This is a genomic window from Halosimplex salinum (genome assembly GCF_003730195.1).
In the GTDB taxonomy this organism is placed as follows: Archaea; Halobacteriota; Halobacteria; order Halobacteriales; family Haloarculaceae; genus Halosimplex; species Halosimplex salinum.
Genome location: NZ_QWGG01000002.1, coordinates 526,037 through 541,405 on the forward strand (window position 1 = coordinate 526,037; position 15,369 = coordinate 541,405).

Below are 15,369 nucleotides of genomic sequence, written 5' to 3' on the forward strand. Positions count from 1 at the left end.
GAGGCGGTTCACCGGCCGCGAGGCGGCCGGCTTTTTTGCCCCATCTTTTTGCGTCGGGGGTGCCCGCAGGGAGCGAAGCGACCGAGGACACCCCCGGCGGAAAAAGGTGGACGGGCACGGTGGGATTCGAACCCACGACCGTCGGATTAGAAGTCCGACGCTCTATCCGGACTGAGCTACGTGCCCTCGTCTGAGAGTGAAAGGGCGCGCGTAAAAAGCGGCGTGGGTTCTCCCCGACCGATCACACTTGCTACTCCACGCCGAACGATCACACATGCCCCGAATCGGTCTGACGGGGGACGTGATGCTGGGGCGGCTGGTCGACGAACGCTACAGCGAGCCGGGAACCGCCGCGACGGACGTCTGGGGGAATCTACTCGACCGCCTCGGTGACCTCGACGGCCTGCTGATCAACCTCGAATGCGCGATTTCCACGAGAGGCCGGCGCTGGAAGCGAACGCGTCGACCGTTCCACTTCCGGGCGACGCCGGACTGGGCGACCGACGCGCTGGCCGCCGCCGGCGTCGACTTCGCCTGCCTCGCCAACAACCACCTGCTGGACTTCGAGGAGCCCGCGCTGCTGGATACGCTCGACCACCTCGACGCGATCGACGTCGCTCACGCCGGCGCGGGCGAGACCGTCGCCGACGCCCGCGAACCCGCAGAGTTCACCGTCGACGGCCTCGATATCGCGGTGATCGCCGCGACGGACAACACGCCCGAGTACGCGGCCGGGCCGGACAGTCCGGGGGTGTGCCACCTCGATTTCGACCCCGGCGACGAGGTGACCCAGGCCGCTATCGAGGGGATGGTCGACGACGCCCGCGCGCTGAAGCCGGACCTGCTGGTCGCGTCGGTCCACGGCGGGCCGAACATGGAGACCGAGCCGGCCGACACGCTCCGGGAGTTCCACCGCTGGCTCGCCGGGCGTGTCGACCTCGTCCACGGCCACAGCGCCCACGTGTTCCAGGGGGTCGAGGTGGTCGACGGGACGCCCGTGCTCCACGACTGCGGCGACTTCGTCGACGACTACCGGGTTGACGGCGAACTCCGGAACGACCGGAGCTTCCTGTTCGTCGCCGACGCCAACGAGTCGGGCGTCGACTCTCTCCGCCTCGAACCGACGGAGATCAGCGACCGGGCGGTCCACGCGGCCGAGGGGTCGGTCGCGGCGTGGAGTCGAGAACGGATGCGCGAACGGTCGGAGCGCTACGGCACCCGCTTCGAGCGCGACGGTGAGGCGCTAGTGCTGGACGTGGCTTGAGCAGTGTGAGACGACACGACAACCGTCCCTCTTTTGGTCGCCGGGCGTTCAGAGCCACCAATGAGCGCACACCTGGACCTGGCCGAGCCCGAGCCCGCGGTCGCGACCGACGGCGTCTGGCTCACCTGCATCGAGTGCGGCGAGACGTTCGCGCCGTTCGACGCGATCCGGTACACCTGCGACGACTGCGACGGCCTCCTCGAAGTCCGCTACGCCGACCTCCCCACGTGGGACGACTTCGGCGGCGCGAGCACGCCCGAGAGCGGCCCCTACGGCGTCTGGCGATACGCCGCGGCCCTGCCCTTCGAGGAGGGCGTCTCCCTCCCCGAGGGCGGCACGCCGCTCCACTACGTCCCCGACCTCGAAGAGGAGACCGGTGTCAACACCCTCCGCGTGAAGCACGAGGGGATGAACCCCACCGGCTCGTTCAAGGACCGCGGGATGACCGTCGGCGTCCGCGTCGCGAAGGAGGTCGGCGTCGACCGCCTCGCCTGCGCGTCGACCGGGAACACCAGCGCCGCGCTGGCCGCCTACGGCGCCCGCGGCGGCATGCAGACGCTCGTGCTCCTCCCCGCCGGGAAGGTCGCCGCCGGGAAGGTCGCGCAGGCCAGCCTCCACGGCGCACGCATCCTCGAAGTCGACGGCAACTTCGACTCCTGTCTCGACATCGTCCAGGACCTGGCCGCCCGCGGCGAGGCGTACCTCCTCAACTCCCTCAACCCCTTCCGCCTCGAAGGCCAGAAGACCATCGGCCTCGAGATCATGGAGCGCTTCCACGCCGACGAAGGTCGCTATCCCGACCGGATCGTCCTGCCGGTCGGTAACGCCGGCAACACCGCCGCGCTGTACAAGTGCTTCCGAGAACTCCGGGAGGTCGGCGCTATCGACGAGGACGAGGTGCCCAAACTCACCGGTGTGCAGGCCGAGGGCTCCGCGCCGATGGTCGAGGCCATCCGCGAGGGCAACGACGAGGTCCGCCGCTGGGACGAGGTCGAGACCCGCGCGACCGCCATCCGCATCGGCAACCCGGTCAACGCCCCGAAGGCCCTGCCCGGCATCCGCGAGACGGGCGGCACCGCCGTCGCCGTCTCCGACGAACAGATCACCGACGCCCAGCGCTCGCTCGCCGAGGAGGGCGTCGGCGTCGAACCCGCCTCCGCCGCCTCCATCGCCGGTCTCCGCAAACTCCGCGAGTCCGGCGAAATCGACGCCGACGAGGACGTCGTCTGTCTCACCACGGGCCACCTGCTCAAAGACCCCAACGCGGCCTACGAGGCAGGGAGCGAGCCCGAACCCGTCCCCAACGACACCGAAGCCGTCCTCGACCACCTGAGCGAGTAACGCCGATTCGGCCGGCGAATCTGTTTCGACTCACCGTTCTTCGTTCTGGCGCGCGCTGTCGCGCGCTTTCATGCGCGCGACGGAGCCGTGCGAGGGATGAGCGAAGGAGCGGAGCGACTGAGCGAATCGGCTGGGGAGGCGTGAGGCTGTTTGCGGTGCGATGTGGGTCGCTGTGTTCCTGGAGGACTGAAAGGGCGAGGCGCGCTCGCGGTGAACGCAGTGAACGGAGGCGCCTGAGTAGGCACTATTCGAGGGAGCGAAGCGAGCGAGAATATCCTACTCAGCGCCCGCGAGCGGGTCGAGGGCTTTCAACGCTTGCCGCCGAGTGCGGTAGAACTGTCTGAGAGTGAGCGGGTCGAAAGCGGTCAGCACAAGCTGTCGAGTACGGTCGAGAATGTAACAGAGATACCCAGACACCAGGACCAGACCCACCAGATCAGAGGTCTTCTTCGCCGAACTCGTCGATGCGGTCGTGGACGTACGCGGTCCACTCGTCGAGGGTGTCGTGCATCAACTCGCGGGCCTCGGGAAGCGGTGTCGCGGAGTACTGGTAGACGTGGCCGCCGCCGTCGAGCAACCGCCGTTCCCGTCCGGCCAGCCCTTTCTCTCGGAGGGTGGACAGCGACCGGTTGACGTTACTGCGGTCGCGCTCTAGCTGGTCGGCCAGCTCGGCGACCGTGCTGCCGGGGAACTCCTGGAGTGTCAGGAACGTCCTGACCTCGTGTTCCTGGATGTTGAAGACGCAGGCGAGCACGTCCTCGAAACCGGGCTCCTCGTCGAGCATCAGTTCGCGAAAGCGCTGGGGCGAAGGGTCCGCCTCGACCATAGTATCCGACACTTGCGGCCCCCGACGCTTAAACAGGCATGTTACCCACGCCTCACCCGAGATCCGTCGACCGATCCGTCACCTACGTTCCGTAGCCCTGGTTCTGCAGGCAGGTCCGCATCTCCGACTCGGAGTCGTGTTTGTGGAGGCGCGTGGGCGTGTCGCAGTAGAAGGTGGTGCCGTCCCACCGGAGCGTCACCTCGTGCTCGGCGTCGAGGAACTCCGTGCGGACGCGGACTCGCCCCTCCGATTTGATCCGGGCGAGGAGGGCGTCGGCGTCCATCTCGCCGGCGTCGACGACTGGCAGGTCGGTCATCACGCCACGGTTGGACCGCCGCGATAATCAGTGTTCGTTCCGGTCCACCGGCGCCTGCCGGCCGCGTCGGTCGCTACTGCCAGCTCCGGTTCGGGTGGGGCTGGTTGTCGCCGCGGTCGTCGTAGTACTTGCGGCCGATGAAGGTCTCGTCGACGTTGCTCATCATCGCCGTGTACACGGCGTCGGCCGACCGGTACGTCGTCTCGTTCGACCGCGCGAGCACCGTCTCGACCGTCGTCGTGTCGCCCGTCGGCGCCTCGATCTCCACGTCACCGAACGCGTCCGTGACGGCCGCCGCGTCTGTCGGGTACTCGCACGATTCCGTGAACAACTTTCGCGTCTCTGTGATCCGCATCTGTATTTCACGATCATTCTACGTCATTATAAATCATGAGGTTAGGAGTGTGTCAATCTCACGCACGATATCGGGGCGCCGTTCTGGACGTACGTTGGCAGTGCGGCGGAAGAACTGGAGAGTCCGGGGTCGAGGGTCGGTTCGCCGGGTTCGCGAGGGGGCCGCTCAGTCGGCGGTCGACTCCTCGTGGCCGGGCCGTTCGTCGTCGAAGTCGCCCTCCTCGTGTTCGTCGGCGAACTCGTCGGGTTCGTCCGCGTCGCGGTCGCGGAGCTGGCCGCCGAGGTAGCCGCCAAGCGCGCCGAAGCCGCCCGAGAGGAGCGCCGTGAACAGCAGCGACACGAGTACGACGCCGGTGACCAGCAGCGCGACGCCGACCGCGTCGACCCGCAGCGCCCCGACAGCGACCCCGGCGGTGACGAACGCCAGCGCCACCGCCAGCGGCAGTATCGACAGCACGCCGGACAGCGCGCCCACTCGCGTCGCGCTCGTTCGCTCGTTGCGGTGGAGATACCCGCCGGCGAACCCACCGAGCATCGGTGCGAACGGCAACAGGAACGAGGCGACGGCCGTCACCACCCCGCCCGCCACCGCGTCGGTCCACGTGTACGTCGGGTCGGGTCCCGTCCCGGCTTCCCGGCTCCGCTCGCGCCGTCGATGCGCGACGAACGCTATCGCCCCCGCCCACGCCAACAGCCCCGTCACGACCAGCCCGACCCCGCTCCAGCGCGCCGTCGCGAAGCTCACGTCCACCAGCGTCGCGTCCGTGAACACGTCCGACTGGATCGTCCCCTCGGCCACCAGCTTCGCGATCACGGTCCGGTCCGCGGCCACCGCCAGCGCCGCCCCGCCGAACCCCAGCGCCAGCCCGTACAGCCCCAGCAGTATCGGCACCGCCCAGTCCACTACCCGCCGCGCCCGCTGTTCGCCGCTCCCGCTCGTCGCGTCGCGCTCGCTCGCGTTCGTCCCTGTCGAGGCCATACGAGATCTTGGCTGAGCGACACCTTGACCACTGCCGACCGTTCTCGCCGGTCGAGACGCCTTACCGGCGATAACCCGAGCCTATCGCCGCCCGCGACACGGCGCCCCACTCGCGTGGGGGATACCTTTAGGACCTGTCCGAATAACGTCATCTCTATGGGCGGCGTGATACTGTACGTGCTGGCTGTTCCGGCCGCCGTCGCCGGGGTCGTCGTCGCGCTTTTCCTCCACGAGGCCGCCCACTCCGTTCCGATCCTCCTCGCAGGTGGGTGCGTACACGTTTCGATCGGGAGCGACTCGGGGAGAACGGCCCGTCTCGGTCCGCTGACGGTGACGGTCGGTTTCGATGGCGTGCGGAAACTGCTGACGTACGGCTACTTCGAGTGGGAGGGGACGCACTCGAAGCGCGTCCGGGCGCTCTCCTTCGCGGCCGGGCCGGCGATGACGGTTCTCGTCGTCGCGACGCTGGGAGCGATGGTCTTCCGCGACGGTACCGGACCGCTATCCGTCTGCCTGACCGCTATCTTCTACAGTGAACTCGTTCGGGCGGTAGCGACCATCGTCCCGAGGACGTACTCCGGCGGCGCCTACGACGGACTGGACAGCGACGGCAAACAACTACTCGACCTCGTCCGCTCCTGACCGGCCACCGTCCCGGCACCTACCGCGCTACTCCTGCTCGGCCAGCCACGCCACGAGCCAGCTACCATCTTTTTCCGCTCGGGGTCGCTCGCTTCGCTCGCGACCCACTCGCGCAAAAAAAATTTGTCGCCCAGCGGTGCGAGGCGAGGGGCGGTAGTGGGGGGGGGGGCCCCCCCCCCCCCCCCCACCCCCCCACACAAACCGGGGCGCCCCCCCCCCCCCCCCCCCCGAGGCTCGGAAGTCGCAGTCCGCGCAGTGAGCGAAGCGAACGAGCAGAACCGTCTTCCGGTGGTGAAAAAGCGCGCCTCGCTTCGCTCGGCGCGTGACTATTCCTGCTCGGCCAGCCACGCCATGAGCCCTTTCTGGGCGTGCAGGCGGTTCTCCGCCTGGTCCCAGACGATGGCGTTGTCGCTCTCCAGCACCGCGTCGGTGACCTCCTCGCCGCGGTGGGCGGGGAGACAGTGCATCAGCGCGCGGTCGCCGAGCAACTCCTCGGTGATCTGGAACCCCTCGAAGTCGGCGAGCTTCTGCTCGCGCTCGTCCTCCTGGCCCATGCTGACCCACACGTCCGTGTACACCACGTCGGCGTCCGCGACGGCCGCTTCGGGATCGGTCGTCACCGCGGGCGCCGTTCCCAGCGTCTCCGCGCGGTCCAGCACGCCCTCGTCCACCTCGTAGCCCTCGGGCGTGGCGACGCTCAGATCGAGCCCGCACATCGCGGCGCCGAGGACGAACGACTGACAGACGTTGTTGCCGTCGCCGACCCACGCGACCGTCGGGTCCTCGAAGCGTTCGCGGATGGTCAACAGGTCGGCGAGGGTCTGGCAGGGGTGGGCGTCGTCGGTCAGCGCGTTGATCACCGGCACCTCCGCGTACTCGCCGAGTTCCACCACGTCCTCGTGGTCGAACACGCGAGCCATCACGAAGTCGACGTAGCGACCGAGCGCCCGCGCGATGTCTTTCACCGGCTCGCGGCCGTGCAGGCCGATGTCGTCGGGGCCGAGGAACACCGCGTGCCCGCCCAGCTGTGTCATGCCGGTCTCGAAGGAGACTCGCGTCCGTGTCGACGGCTTCTCGAAGATCATCCCGAGGGTCTGACCGTCCAGCAGGTCGGTCGACCCGTGCTCGCGGTAGTCGGCCTTGATCGCCGCCGCGCGGTCGAGGACGGCCGTCAGTTCGTCGGTCGTGAGGTCGTCGACGTCGAGGAAGTTCGTCATGAGTTGCTAATCGAGCAGTTGGTCGGTCGCGGCTTCCAGCGCGGCCACGGCGCGGTCGTACTCCGCCAGCGAGACGTGCTCGTCCGGCGCGTGGTCCAGGTCCGAGTCGCCGGGCCCGTAGGTCACCATCGGACAGTCCCACTCCTGTGCGTATATGTTCATATCACTCGTCCCGGTCTTCCGCAGGAGTCGCGGGTCGCCGCCCGTCTGCCGGACCGCGGCGCGGAACGCCCGCGCGACCGCCGTCCGCGGGTTCTGCATCACCGGCTCGACCGCGTCGTGCCAGTGAACCGTCCCGTTCGTCAGGTGGCCGTCCGCCAGTTCACGGACTTCTTCGGTCGTGTACTCCGGCGGGACGCGCAACTGCACGTCCACCGTCGCCTCGACGGAGAGCCCGTCGTCGCTGGCGCCGCCCTCGAAGCTGATCGGCTTGCACGTCACCCGCTCGAAGACGGGCACCCACTCGTCGTGGGCGAACTCGTCCTCGACGCGGGACCACCAGTCGATGGCGTCCTGGATGGCGTTGTTCTCCGGCCGCGAGGAGTGGCCCGACTCGGAGGTCGCGACGTACGTCCCCGCGAGCAGGCCGCGATACCCCAGCGTGATGCCGTCCCAGCCCGAGGGCTCGCCGTTCACGACGGCCCCCGGGACCTCGTCGCGGTTTTCGACGAGGTAGCGGGCACCACGCGAGTCGACCTCCTCGCCGACGACGCCGACGAAGGAGACGCCCGTCCGCACGGCCGCGACGGCCATCGAACACAGCGGCCCCTTCGCGTCGACGCTCCCGCGTCCCCACAGCTGCTCCTCACCGTCCTCGCTGTCGGCGGTTTCACCGCCTCCGAACCGTGCCTCCTCCGGAGGCACGCGCTCCACTCGCACCGGGATGTCTCCGGGGACGGTGTCGATGTGCGAGGTCAACAGCACGCTGTCGTCGGCCGGCGCGCGGACGTTCCCGACCTCGTCGATCCACACCTCGCGGTCGTGGGCCTCGAAGAACTCCACGAGGACCTGCGCGGCCTCCGCTTCCTCGCCGGTCACCGACGGCGTGTCGACCACCTCGATCAGGAGGTCGCGCGCCGCCTCGTCGGGGCCGATGTCCGCTCCGGCGTTCTCGCCCGCGCTCTCACTCATCACCGACGACCTCCGCCATGGCGTCGACGACCTGGTCGACCTCGTCCTCGGTGACCGTCAGCGGCGGCAGGAACCGGACGACCGTCCGTCCGGCCGGCAGCGCCAGGATGCCGTGGTTCATCGCCAGCTGCTTCAGCGCGCGGTTCGCGCCGCGTCCGACCTCGACGCCGACCATCAGGCCCTCGCCGCGCACGTCGCGCACCTCGTCGCCGATCTCCGCTTCGAGGCGCTCCTGCATGTACGCGCCCACGTCGCTGGCGTGGGTCGGGACGTCCTCGTCGACGATGGTCGAGACGGTCGCGCCGGCGGCCGCCGAGATGACGGGGCCGCCCGAGAACGTCGAGGCGTGCGAGCCGTAGTCCTCGGCGATCCAGTCGCGACACAGCGTCGCGCCGACCGGGAACCCGTTGCCCAGTCCCTTCGCCGCGGTGAGGATGTCGGGCGTGACGCCCGACTGCTCGGCGGCCCACAGCGTCCCCGTCCGACCCATCCCCGTCTGCACCTCGTCGAAGATGAGCGCCGCGCCCGACTCTTCGGTCTCCTCGCGGGCGCGCTGGAGGAACTCGGCGGAGGCGGGGTTGATGCCGCCCTCGCCCTGGACGGGTTCGACGATGACAGCCGCGGTCTCGTCGTCGACGGCGTCGGCGAGTTCGTCGCCGTCGTCGTAGGGGACGAACTCCACGTCGCCCATCAGCGGCTCGTAGGGCTTCTTGTACTTGCTCTTCCAGGTGGTCGCGAGCGACCCCATCGTCCGGCCGTGGAACCCCTGCATCGTCGCGACGATCTTCGAGTTCCCGGTGGCCGAGCGGGCGAACTTCAGCGCCGCCTCGTTGGCCTCCGTGCCGGAGTTACAGAGCCACGTCTTGTCGATGGGATCGGGCGCGGTGTCGGCCAGCAACTCGTACAGCGCCGTCCGCGCCGCGTTGGGGTAGGAGGCCTGCACGTAGGTCAGTTTCTCGAACTGCTCGGTCACGGCGTCGTGGACCGCCTCGTGCCCGTGCCCCAGCGGGACGCAGGCGTACGAGGCGCCGAAGTCGAGGTAAGCTGTGCCGTCGTCGTCGTAGAGGGTCGCACCGTCGCCCTCCTCGATCTGGATGGGTTTCTCCGAAAAGACGAATCCGCTCATTGTGTCTCCTCCGTCTCCGCAGTATCTGAAAGTGCCGACGCGTGGACGTGCGTGCCGCCGCCGGACAGGGCCGACAGGATCGGCTCCTCGGCGTTCGCGTCCGCGACGATGACCTCCGCCGCACCGCCGTCGAGGGACTCCTCGATGGCCATCACCTTCCGCTCCATGAACCCCTCGGCGGCGTCCTCGAGGGCCGCCCACTCGTCGGGCGTCTCGACGGACTCGATGAGCGTTGACGGATCGTCGGGATCCGCGTAGATGCCCTCCACGTCCGTCAGCAGGACGAGCGTCGCCTCCAGCGCGCCCGCGATGTGGGCCGCCGAGCGATCGGCGTCGGTGTTGACGGGGATAACGTCTTCCTCGTCCTTGCCGGCCATCGGCGGCGACGCGACTGGCGTGTAGCCGTCGTCGAAGAGCGTCTCCAGCAGGTCCGCGTTGACCCGCTTGATCGTCCCCGAGTGGTCGCCGCGCTTGATCTTGCGCTTGCCGTCCTCCACGACGCGCACCGCGGACTTCCGCGGGCCGTAGAGGAGCCTGCCGTCCACGCCGTTCAATCCGACGGCGTCGACGCCCTGGCTCTGGAGGCCCGCGACGAGCTGTGTGTTGAGGTGGCCGAACACCATCTCGAACACCTCCATCGTGTCCTCGTCGGTAAAGCGGCCGACGACGCCCGACGGGGTCTCGACGTACTCGGGTTCGATACCGAGCCGTTCGAGCGTCTCGTCGACGGCGGTCGAGCCGCCGTGGACGACCGCGACGCTCTCTCCGTCTTCACGTAACGATGCAACGTCCGCCAGTGCGCCCGCGGGGTCGACCGCGCGAGCGCCGCCGATCTTGACGACTGTAGTCACGAAAAATCACCTGCTCAGGGGGCGCCGACCGGGTGGAGGCCCCCGAACTCCAGTCCCGCCGTCTCCTCGAGACCCAGCGCGACGTTGGCGGCGTGGACCGCCTGCCCCGCCGAGCCCTTCATCATGTTGTCGATCGCCGAGAAGACGACGAGGCGCCTGTTTCCGGGGTCGAGCTCGAACCCGACCTCCGCACGATTCGTCCCCGCGACCGCCTTCGGCTCGGGGTAGCGATACACGCCACCGCCGCCCGCGACGAGTTCGACGAACGGCTCGTCCTCGTACTCGCCGCGATACGCCCCCCAGAGGTCGCCCTTCGAGACGGGCTCGCCCGGGAAGACGTGACAGGTCGCGCTCGCACCGCGGATCATGTCCACCGCGTGGACGGTAAAGGACACGTCGAGTCCGAGGAACTGCTCGATCTCGGCCTCGTGACGGTGGCCCGTCGGCGCGTACGGGCGAACGACGCCCGAGCGCTCGGGGTGCGAGGACGCTTCCCCGCCCCCCGCACCGCCTTCCGAGGAGCCGACCTTCACGTCGACGACGACCTGCTCGTCGCCGGTGAGGATCCCGTCCTCGACCAGCGGTTTGAGCCCGAGGATCGTCGCGGTCGCGTTACAGCCGCCGGAGGCGATCAGATCCGCGCCCGGCAGTTCGTCGCGCGTCACTTCGGGGAGCGCGTAGACGGACTCCTCCAGCAGCTCGGGGCGCGTGTGCCCGTCGTACCACTCGTCGTACTGCGCTTCCGTGTCGAGACGGAAGTCCGCCGAGAGGTCGACGACCGTGTCGGCGGCGTCCTGGAACGCGTCGATCTGCTCCATCGAGACGCCGTGAGGCGTCGCCGCGAACAGCACGTCCACGCTCTCTAGCTCCTCGGGCGAGGAGAAACGCAGGTCCAGGTCGCGGAGGTTCGGGTGCGCGTGGCCCACCGTCTTGTTCTCCTTCGACCGGCTCGTCGCCTGGGCGAGTTCGAACTCCGGGTGGCCCGCCAGCAGGCGGAGGAGCTCGCCACCGGTGAAGCCCGATCCACCGACGACCGATGCAGTGTAGCTCATACGTTCGTCCTCATGTGGTTGCCTCTGCCGTCTCCGTGTCCGCCGCCCCCGCGACGCTCTCCAGCCAGTCGACGACCCGCGCGGGCACGTCGACGTCGGTGACCTCGTTGAGCGCCTTGAACTCGACGGTGTGGTTGACCTCGTGGACGGTGTACCCCGAGGGGTTCCCGTCGTCGTCCACGCCGGTCTCCATCAGGTCGATCCCGAGGAGGCCGCCGCCGACCGCGTCGCTGGCCTTCCGCACGAGTTCTTCCATCTCCGGCGTGATCTCGATCTCCGCCGTCTCGGCACCCTTGGCGGCGTTGGTCAGCCAGTGGTCCGACGAGCGGACCATGCCGGCGACCGGCTCGCCGTCGACGGCCACGATACGGATGTCGCGACCCGGCTTGTCGACGAACTCCTGGATGTAGAACACCTTGTGCTCGTAGTGCCCGAGCGTCTCCTTGTGTTCGAGGATCGCTTCGGCCGCCGAACGGGAGTCGATCTTCGCCATCAGGCGCCCCCACGAGCCGACGACCGGCTTGAGGACGCACGGATAGCCGAAGTCCTCGATGCTCTCGAGGGCCGCGTCTTTCGTGAACGCCACGTCGGTCGTCGGCGTCGGCACACCCGCCTGCTCCAGCGCGATGCTGTTTTTCACCTTGTTCGCACAGACCTCCGCCGTCGCGGCCGCGTTGACGACCGGGATGTCGTAGGCCTCGGCGAACTGGGTGGCGTACAGCGAGCGGCTCGTGGCGAGACAGCGGTCCACGAGCACGTCGACGTCCTGCATGTCCTCGGGCGGGTCGGAGAGCCCGAAGCGCTGCTTGCGGACGTCGACCTTCACGACCTCGTGGTCGCGCTCACGCAACTCGTTGAGCAGGAGCTTCTCGTCCCGACGGATCCGGGAGTAGAGGATGCCGACGTTCACTCTCACTCACCCCAGTCCTCTTCGAGCTCCGGTGCCGTCTCGAGGACTGGAGGTTCGGTGTCGACGACTTCGAGCTCCGCACCGCAGGTGCCACAGTCGACGATCTCTCCTATCTCGATGCCGTCGTGCAGAGATACCTCCGCTCCGCACTCGACGCATTCTGCCATTGTACCAGCTACTCGCAGTGCTATGTACTTAAAGCCTTCGAACCTATCAGACAAGAAGGGTTACGCATACGCCACTCTAAGCGCGTTGCAAGCCGAAATTCGCGGACAGTCCGTTCACTGTATCAAGATTGTGGTAGTTCCCCTCGAAGGGGTCGTGGGAGCGGTTGTGGTCGGTAGTGCGGGTCGCTGTGAGCGCGCTGCCGGCGCGCGGTCGTCTCAGACATACTCTGTCACCTCCGTCTCGAGGTCGTCGAGCGCGCCGGTCACCGCTTCGCGGCGGTCGGCGACCGCGGCCTCGCCGGCCGACAGGCGCTCGCGAGCGCCCTCGATCTGGACGGCCACCGCGTCGGGCGCGGGACCGCCGGCCGAGTCGCGCATCGCCACGCTCTCGACGGGGGACAGCGTCGCCGTCAGCGTCTCCCTGTCGACGTACGCCGTCAGCGGCTCGCCCAGAATCTCCTCGGCCGCCGCCTCCAGCGCGTCGATGTCGGGGGCGTCCTGCCCGGGTTCGAGGTCTTCGGCGACGGTCGCCACGACCTCGTGGGCCGTTCGGAAGGGGACGCCCGCCATCGCCAGCCGGTCGGCGACGCCCGTCGCCGTCGAGAACCCGGCCGCCGCTTCGGCGGCCAGCACGTCCTCGTGCCACTCCGCCGTGGTCAGCGCGCCCGTCACCACTTCCAGCGCGGGCGGCACGGTATCGACCGCGGTCCAGGCCGGCGGCGTCGCCTCCTGCAGGTCGATGTTGTACGACCGGGGCAGCCCCTTCAGCGTCGTCAGTAACCGCTGGAGCGCGCCCTGTGCCTCGCCTGCGGTCGCGCGGACGATCTCGAGGGTGTCGGGATTTTTCTTCTGGGGCATGATCGACGACGTCGACGCGTAGTCGTCGCTGATTTCGAGGTAGTCCCGACCGCTGTACACCACGAGGTCCTCGGCCAGCCCCGACAGCGTCGTCGCCAGCGTCGTCAGCGCGCTCGTCGTCTCGACGAGGAAATCACGGGAGGACGTAGCGTCCATCGAGTTCGCGACCGTCCCGTCGAAGCCCAGCAGGTCGGCGGTGCGCTCGCGGTCCACGTCGAAGGGCGTCCCCGCGAACGCCGCCGCGCCGAGCGGCGACTGGTTCGTCGTGTCGAACGCCGAGAGCAGGCGCTCCGTGTCGCGGGCCAGCGGCCCCTCGTATGAGAGGATCCAGTGGGCCACCGTGACCGGCTGGGCGTACTGGAGATGCGTGAACCCGGGCATCACCGTCTCGGTGTGCTCGGCCGCGGCGTCGAGCAACTGCTCGCGCGCGCCGACCACAGTTTCGAGCGCCTCGAACAGGTCCGCACGCAGGCGATACCGGATGCAGGTCGCCACCTCGTCGTTGCGCGAGCGGGCGGTGTGCATCCGTCCGCCCTCGGGCCCGACGCGCTGGATCACTGCGGTCTCGATGGCCTCGTGGACGTCCTCGGCGTCGGGCAACTCGCCGTGGCCCGCCGCCTCCACGTCGTCCAGCGCGGCGAGGATCGAACCGGCGTCCTCGTCGTCGACGATGCCCTGTTCGGCGAGCATCACGACGTGAGCGCGGTCGACCTGCAGGTCGGCCGCGAAGATGCGTTCGTCCGCCGCGAGCGAGGACATGAACCCGCGCGCCGGCCCGCCGGAGAAGCGGTCCCGGCGGATCGCGGTGCCGGCGCTGGCGGCGTCGCCGCTGTCAGCGTCACCGGTCGTATCGCCCGCGTCGGGAGTGTCCTCGCCGTTCGTCATCTTATTCGCTGTCGTCAGTCTGACCGCCGTCCGTGGCGGCCTCGGCCTGCTTCGCCGCGACGTTCGCCGCGACGCGGTTGGCGAGACGCGACTGGAAGCCGTGGTACTTCGCGACGCCGGTGGCGTCGTCCTGTTCGATGTCGTCGGTCACCGCTTCTTCGTTGAACGAGGCCGCCGACTCGCTGTAGACCGCGTAGTCGCTGTCGCGGCCGACCGGACGGGCCTGCCCGCCGTCGAGCTTGACCGTCACGGTCCCGGTGACCTTCGTCTGGGTCTGCTCGATGAAGCTCTCGAGGGCCTTCGTGAGCGGCGCCTCGACGAGCCCCTCGTAGCCCTTCTGGGCCCAGCGCTGGTCGACCTGCTGTTTGAACGCGCGCTCCTCCTGCGTGAGGACCAGACTCTCCAGGGCCTCGTGGGCGTTCAGCAGCACCGTCGCGGCCGGGTGCTCGTAGTTCTCGCGCACCTTGAGGCCGAGCATGCGGTCCTCCATGATGTCCGAGCGGCCGACGCCGTGCTTGCCGGCCGTCTCGTTGAGCTGTTCGATGAGTTCGACGGCGTCGATCGCCTCGCCGTCGAGGGCGACCGGGACGCCCTGCTCGAAGGTGAGTTCGAGCGTCTCCGTCTCTGCACTGCCCGGTGCGGTCGTCCAGTCGTAGATCTCCTCGCCGGGGACGTACGACGGGTCCTCCAGTTCGGAGCCCTCGACGGAGCGGCTCCAGAGGTTCGTGTCGATGCTCCAGCGGCCGCCGTCGCCGCCCTCGACGGGCAGGCCCTTCTCGGCGGCGTACTCGTTCTCCCACTCGCGGGTGAGGCCGAGTTCGCGAATCGGCGCGAGCACGTCCAGGTCGGAGGCGCGCCAGACCGCTTCGAAGCGGAGCTGGTCGTTGCCCTTCCCCGTACAGCCGTGGGCGAGGGCGCTACAGCCCTGTTCCTCGGCGACTTCGAGGATGGCGTTGGCGATGACCGGGCGCGCGAGCGCGGTGCCCAGCGGGTAGCCCTGGTAGGTGCCGTTGGCCTTGACGGACTGCATGCAGAGGTCGGCGAACTCCGCTTTCGCGTCGACGACGAAGTGCTCGAGGCCGAGTTCCTCGGCGGTCTCCTCGGCTTCGTCGAACTCCTTGGCGGGCTGGCCGACGTCGACGGTGACGCCGATGACGTCGTCGTAGCCGTACTCTTCCTTGATGAGCGGGACGCAGACTGTCGTGTCGAGCCCGCCGGAGAAGGCGAGCGCGACCGTGCCGGATGGGTCGGATGTCATGTGTTGTGTGGTAGCTGTCGGGTGAAGTGTCCGCCCGGAACCCGACGGTGGCGGCGATTGGAAACGAGACGTGGCGACGATGGGAGAGGTAGTTTCGGGCCTAACGGCCCGGCCGTCGTCGCCGCGGTCGTCGAGTCTCGACGCGGCTTGCCGCCGCGGACGCGACTCGACGCGTGAAAAGTCGGTCGGCGG

Annotated in this window: 16 protein-coding genes and 1 tRNA gene; 3 read left to right on the forward strand and 14 right to left on the reverse strand. The window is 68.8% G+C overall.

Annotated features, from left to right (window positions below):
* Window positions 1-111: 111 nt before the first annotated feature.
* Window positions 112-186: transfer RNA gene (locus D1409_RS07800), tRNA-Arg, on the reverse strand.
* Window positions 187-274: 88 nt separating this feature from the next.
* Between D1409_RS07800 and D1409_RS07805 the strand changes: the two genes are divergently transcribed.
* A complete protein-coding gene (locus tag D1409_RS07805) occupies window positions 275-1,264 on the forward strand; it encodes a CapA family protein (protein ID WP_123535749.1) in 990 nt (329 codons plus the stop codon).
* A 60-nt stretch (window positions 1,265-1,324) separates the two neighbouring features.
* Window positions 1,325-2,605 carry a threonine synthase gene (thrC, locus tag D1409_RS07810; RefSeq protein WP_123535751.1) on the forward strand — a complete coding sequence of 427 codons (1,281 nt, stop codon included), beginning with the start codon at window positions 1,325-1,327 and terminating at the stop codon, window positions 2,603-2,605.
* A gap of 436 nt (window positions 2,606-3,041) precedes the next feature.
* Here the strand turns inward: thrC and D1409_RS07815 are convergent, their stop codons facing one another.
* From D1409_RS07815 to D1409_RS07830, 4 genes are all read right to left on the reverse strand, one after another.
* Window positions 3,042-3,431, reverse strand: coding sequence for a helix-turn-helix domain-containing protein (locus D1409_RS07815; protein WP_123535753.1), 390 nt, complete (start codon window positions 3,429-3,431; stop codon window positions 3,042-3,044).
* 82 nt (window positions 3,432-3,513) lie between these two features.
* Window positions 3,514-3,747, reverse strand: coding sequence for a hypothetical protein (locus D1409_RS07820; RefSeq protein WP_123535755.1), 234 nt, complete (start codon window positions 3,745-3,747; stop codon window positions 3,514-3,516).
* Between the two features lie 73 nt (window positions 3,748-3,820).
* A complete protein-coding gene (locus D1409_RS07825) occupies window positions 3,821-4,102 on the reverse strand; it encodes a DUF5789 family protein (RefSeq protein ID WP_123535757.1) in 282 nt (93 codons plus the stop codon).
* A gap of 165 nt (window positions 4,103-4,267) precedes the next feature.
* Entirely contained in the window at window positions 4,268-5,080 is an 813-nt protein-coding gene (locus tag D1409_RS07830; protein WP_123535760.1) for a DUF5518 domain-containing protein, read from the reverse strand.
* Window positions 5,081-5,236: 156 nt separating this feature from the next.
* Between D1409_RS07830 and D1409_RS07835 the strand changes: the two genes are divergently transcribed.
* A complete protein-coding gene (locus D1409_RS07835; protein WP_123535762.1) occupies window positions 5,237-5,722 on the forward strand; it encodes a hypothetical protein in 486 nt (161 codons plus the stop codon).
* Between the two features lie 326 nt (window positions 5,723-6,048).
* On the opposite strand, the gene argF is transcribed toward D1409_RS07835, so the two are convergent.
* From argF to D1409_RS07880, 9 genes are all read right to left on the reverse strand, one after another.
* On the reverse strand, window positions 6,049-6,939 hold the full coding sequence (gene argF / locus D1409_RS07840) for an ornithine carbamoyltransferase (protein WP_123535764.1): 891 nt from the start codon (window positions 6,937-6,939) through the stop codon (window positions 6,049-6,051).
* 6 nt (window positions 6,940-6,945) lie between these two features.
* On the reverse strand, window positions 6,946-8,070 hold the full coding sequence (locus D1409_RS07845) for a [LysW]-lysine hydrolase (protein ID WP_123535766.1): 1,125 nt from the start codon (window positions 8,068-8,070) through the stop codon (window positions 6,946-6,948).
* Window positions 8,063-9,196: an aspartate aminotransferase family protein gene (locus D1409_RS07850; RefSeq protein WP_123535768.1), complete on the reverse strand. Its 1,134-nt coding sequence runs from the start codon at window positions 9,194-9,196 to the stop codon at window positions 8,063-8,065. The genes D1409_RS07845 and D1409_RS07850 overlap by 8 nt, the downstream gene beginning before the upstream one ends.
* Window positions 9,193-10,047, reverse strand: a complete 855-nt coding sequence (locus tag D1409_RS07855) for an acetylglutamate/acetylaminoadipate kinase (RefSeq protein ID WP_123535770.1) — start codon at window positions 10,045-10,047, stop codon at window positions 9,193-9,195. Before D1409_RS07855 ends, D1409_RS07850 begins: the two co-directional genes overlap by 4 nt.
* 14 nt (window positions 10,048-10,061) lie before the next feature.
* Window positions 10,062-11,099, reverse strand: coding sequence for an N-acetyl-gamma-glutamyl-phosphate reductase (gene argC, locus D1409_RS07860; RefSeq protein ID WP_123535771.1), 1,038 nt, complete (start codon window positions 11,097-11,099; stop codon window positions 10,062-10,064).
* A 10-nt stretch (window positions 11,100-11,109) separates the two neighbouring features.
* On the reverse strand, window positions 11,110-12,009 hold the full coding sequence (gene lysX, locus D1409_RS07865; protein ID WP_123535773.1) for a lysine biosynthesis protein LysX: 900 nt from the start codon (window positions 12,007-12,009) through the stop codon (window positions 11,110-11,112).
* A 2-nt stretch (window positions 12,010-12,011) separates the two neighbouring features.
* A complete protein-coding gene (gene lysW / locus D1409_RS07870; RefSeq protein ID WP_123535776.1) occupies window positions 12,012-12,176 on the reverse strand; it encodes a lysine biosynthesis protein LysW in 165 nt (54 codons plus the stop codon).
* Between the two features lie 216 nt (window positions 12,177-12,392).
* Complete coding sequence (gene argH, locus D1409_RS07875) at window positions 12,393-13,919, reverse strand: argininosuccinate lyase (protein ID WP_123535778.1); 1,527 nt, start codon at window positions 13,917-13,919, stop codon at window positions 12,393-12,395.
* 1 nt (window position 13,920) lies between these two features.
* Complete coding sequence (locus D1409_RS07880; protein WP_123535780.1) at window positions 13,921-15,177, reverse strand: argininosuccinate synthase; 1,257 nt, start codon at window positions 15,175-15,177, stop codon at window positions 13,921-13,923.
* Window positions 15,178-15,369: the final 192 nt, after the last annotated feature.

Coding starts and splice junctions, on each gene's coding strand:
- D1409_RS07825 (WP_123535757.1), bottom strand. CDS start 4,102: ATGCGGATCACAGAGACGCGAAAGTTGTTCACGGAATCGTGCGAGTAC.
- lysW (WP_123535776.1), bottom strand. CDS start 12,176: ATGGCAGAATGCGTCGAGTGCGGAGCGGAGGTATCTCTGCACGACGGC.
- D1409_RS07850 (WP_123535768.1), bottom strand. CDS start 9,196: ATGAGCGGATTCGTCTTTTCGGAGAAACCCATCCAGATCGAGGAGGGC.
- D1409_RS07835 (WP_123535762.1), top strand. CDS start 5,237: ATGGGCGGCGTGATACTGTACGTGCTGGCTGTTCCGGCCGCCGTCGCC.
- D1409_RS07845 (WP_123535766.1), bottom strand. CDS start 8,070: ATGAGTGAGAGCGCGGGCGAGAACGCCGGAGCGGACATCGGCCCCGAC.
- D1409_RS07830 (WP_123535760.1), bottom strand. CDS start 5,080: ATGGCCTCGACAGGGACGAACGCGAGCGAGCGCGACGCGACGAGCGGG.
- argC (WP_123535771.1), bottom strand. CDS start 11,099: ATGAGCTACACTGCATCGGTCGTCGGTGGATCGGGCTTCACCGGTGGC.
- D1409_RS07820 (WP_123535755.1), bottom strand. CDS start 3,747: ATGACCGACCTGCCAGTCGTCGACGCCGGCGAGATGGACGCCGACGCC.
- argH (WP_123535778.1), bottom strand. CDS start 13,919: ATGACGAACGGCGAGGACACTCCCGACGCGGGCGATACGACCGGTGAC.
- D1409_RS07815 (WP_123535753.1), bottom strand. CDS start 3,431: ATGGTCGAGGCGGACCCTTCGCCCCAGCGCTTTCGCGAACTGATGCTC.
- D1409_RS07880 (WP_123535780.1), bottom strand. CDS start 15,177: ATGACATCCGACCCATCCGGCACGGTCGCGCTCGCCTTCTCCGGCGGG.
- argF (WP_123535764.1), bottom strand. CDS start 6,939: ATGACGAACTTCCTCGACGTCGACGACCTCACGACCGACGAACTGACG.
- D1409_RS07805 (WP_123535749.1), top strand. CDS start 275: ATGCCCCGAATCGGTCTGACGGGGGACGTGATGCTGGGGCGGCTGGTC.
- thrC (WP_123535751.1), top strand. CDS start 1,325: ATGAGCGCACACCTGGACCTGGCCGAGCCCGAGCCCGCGGTCGCGACC.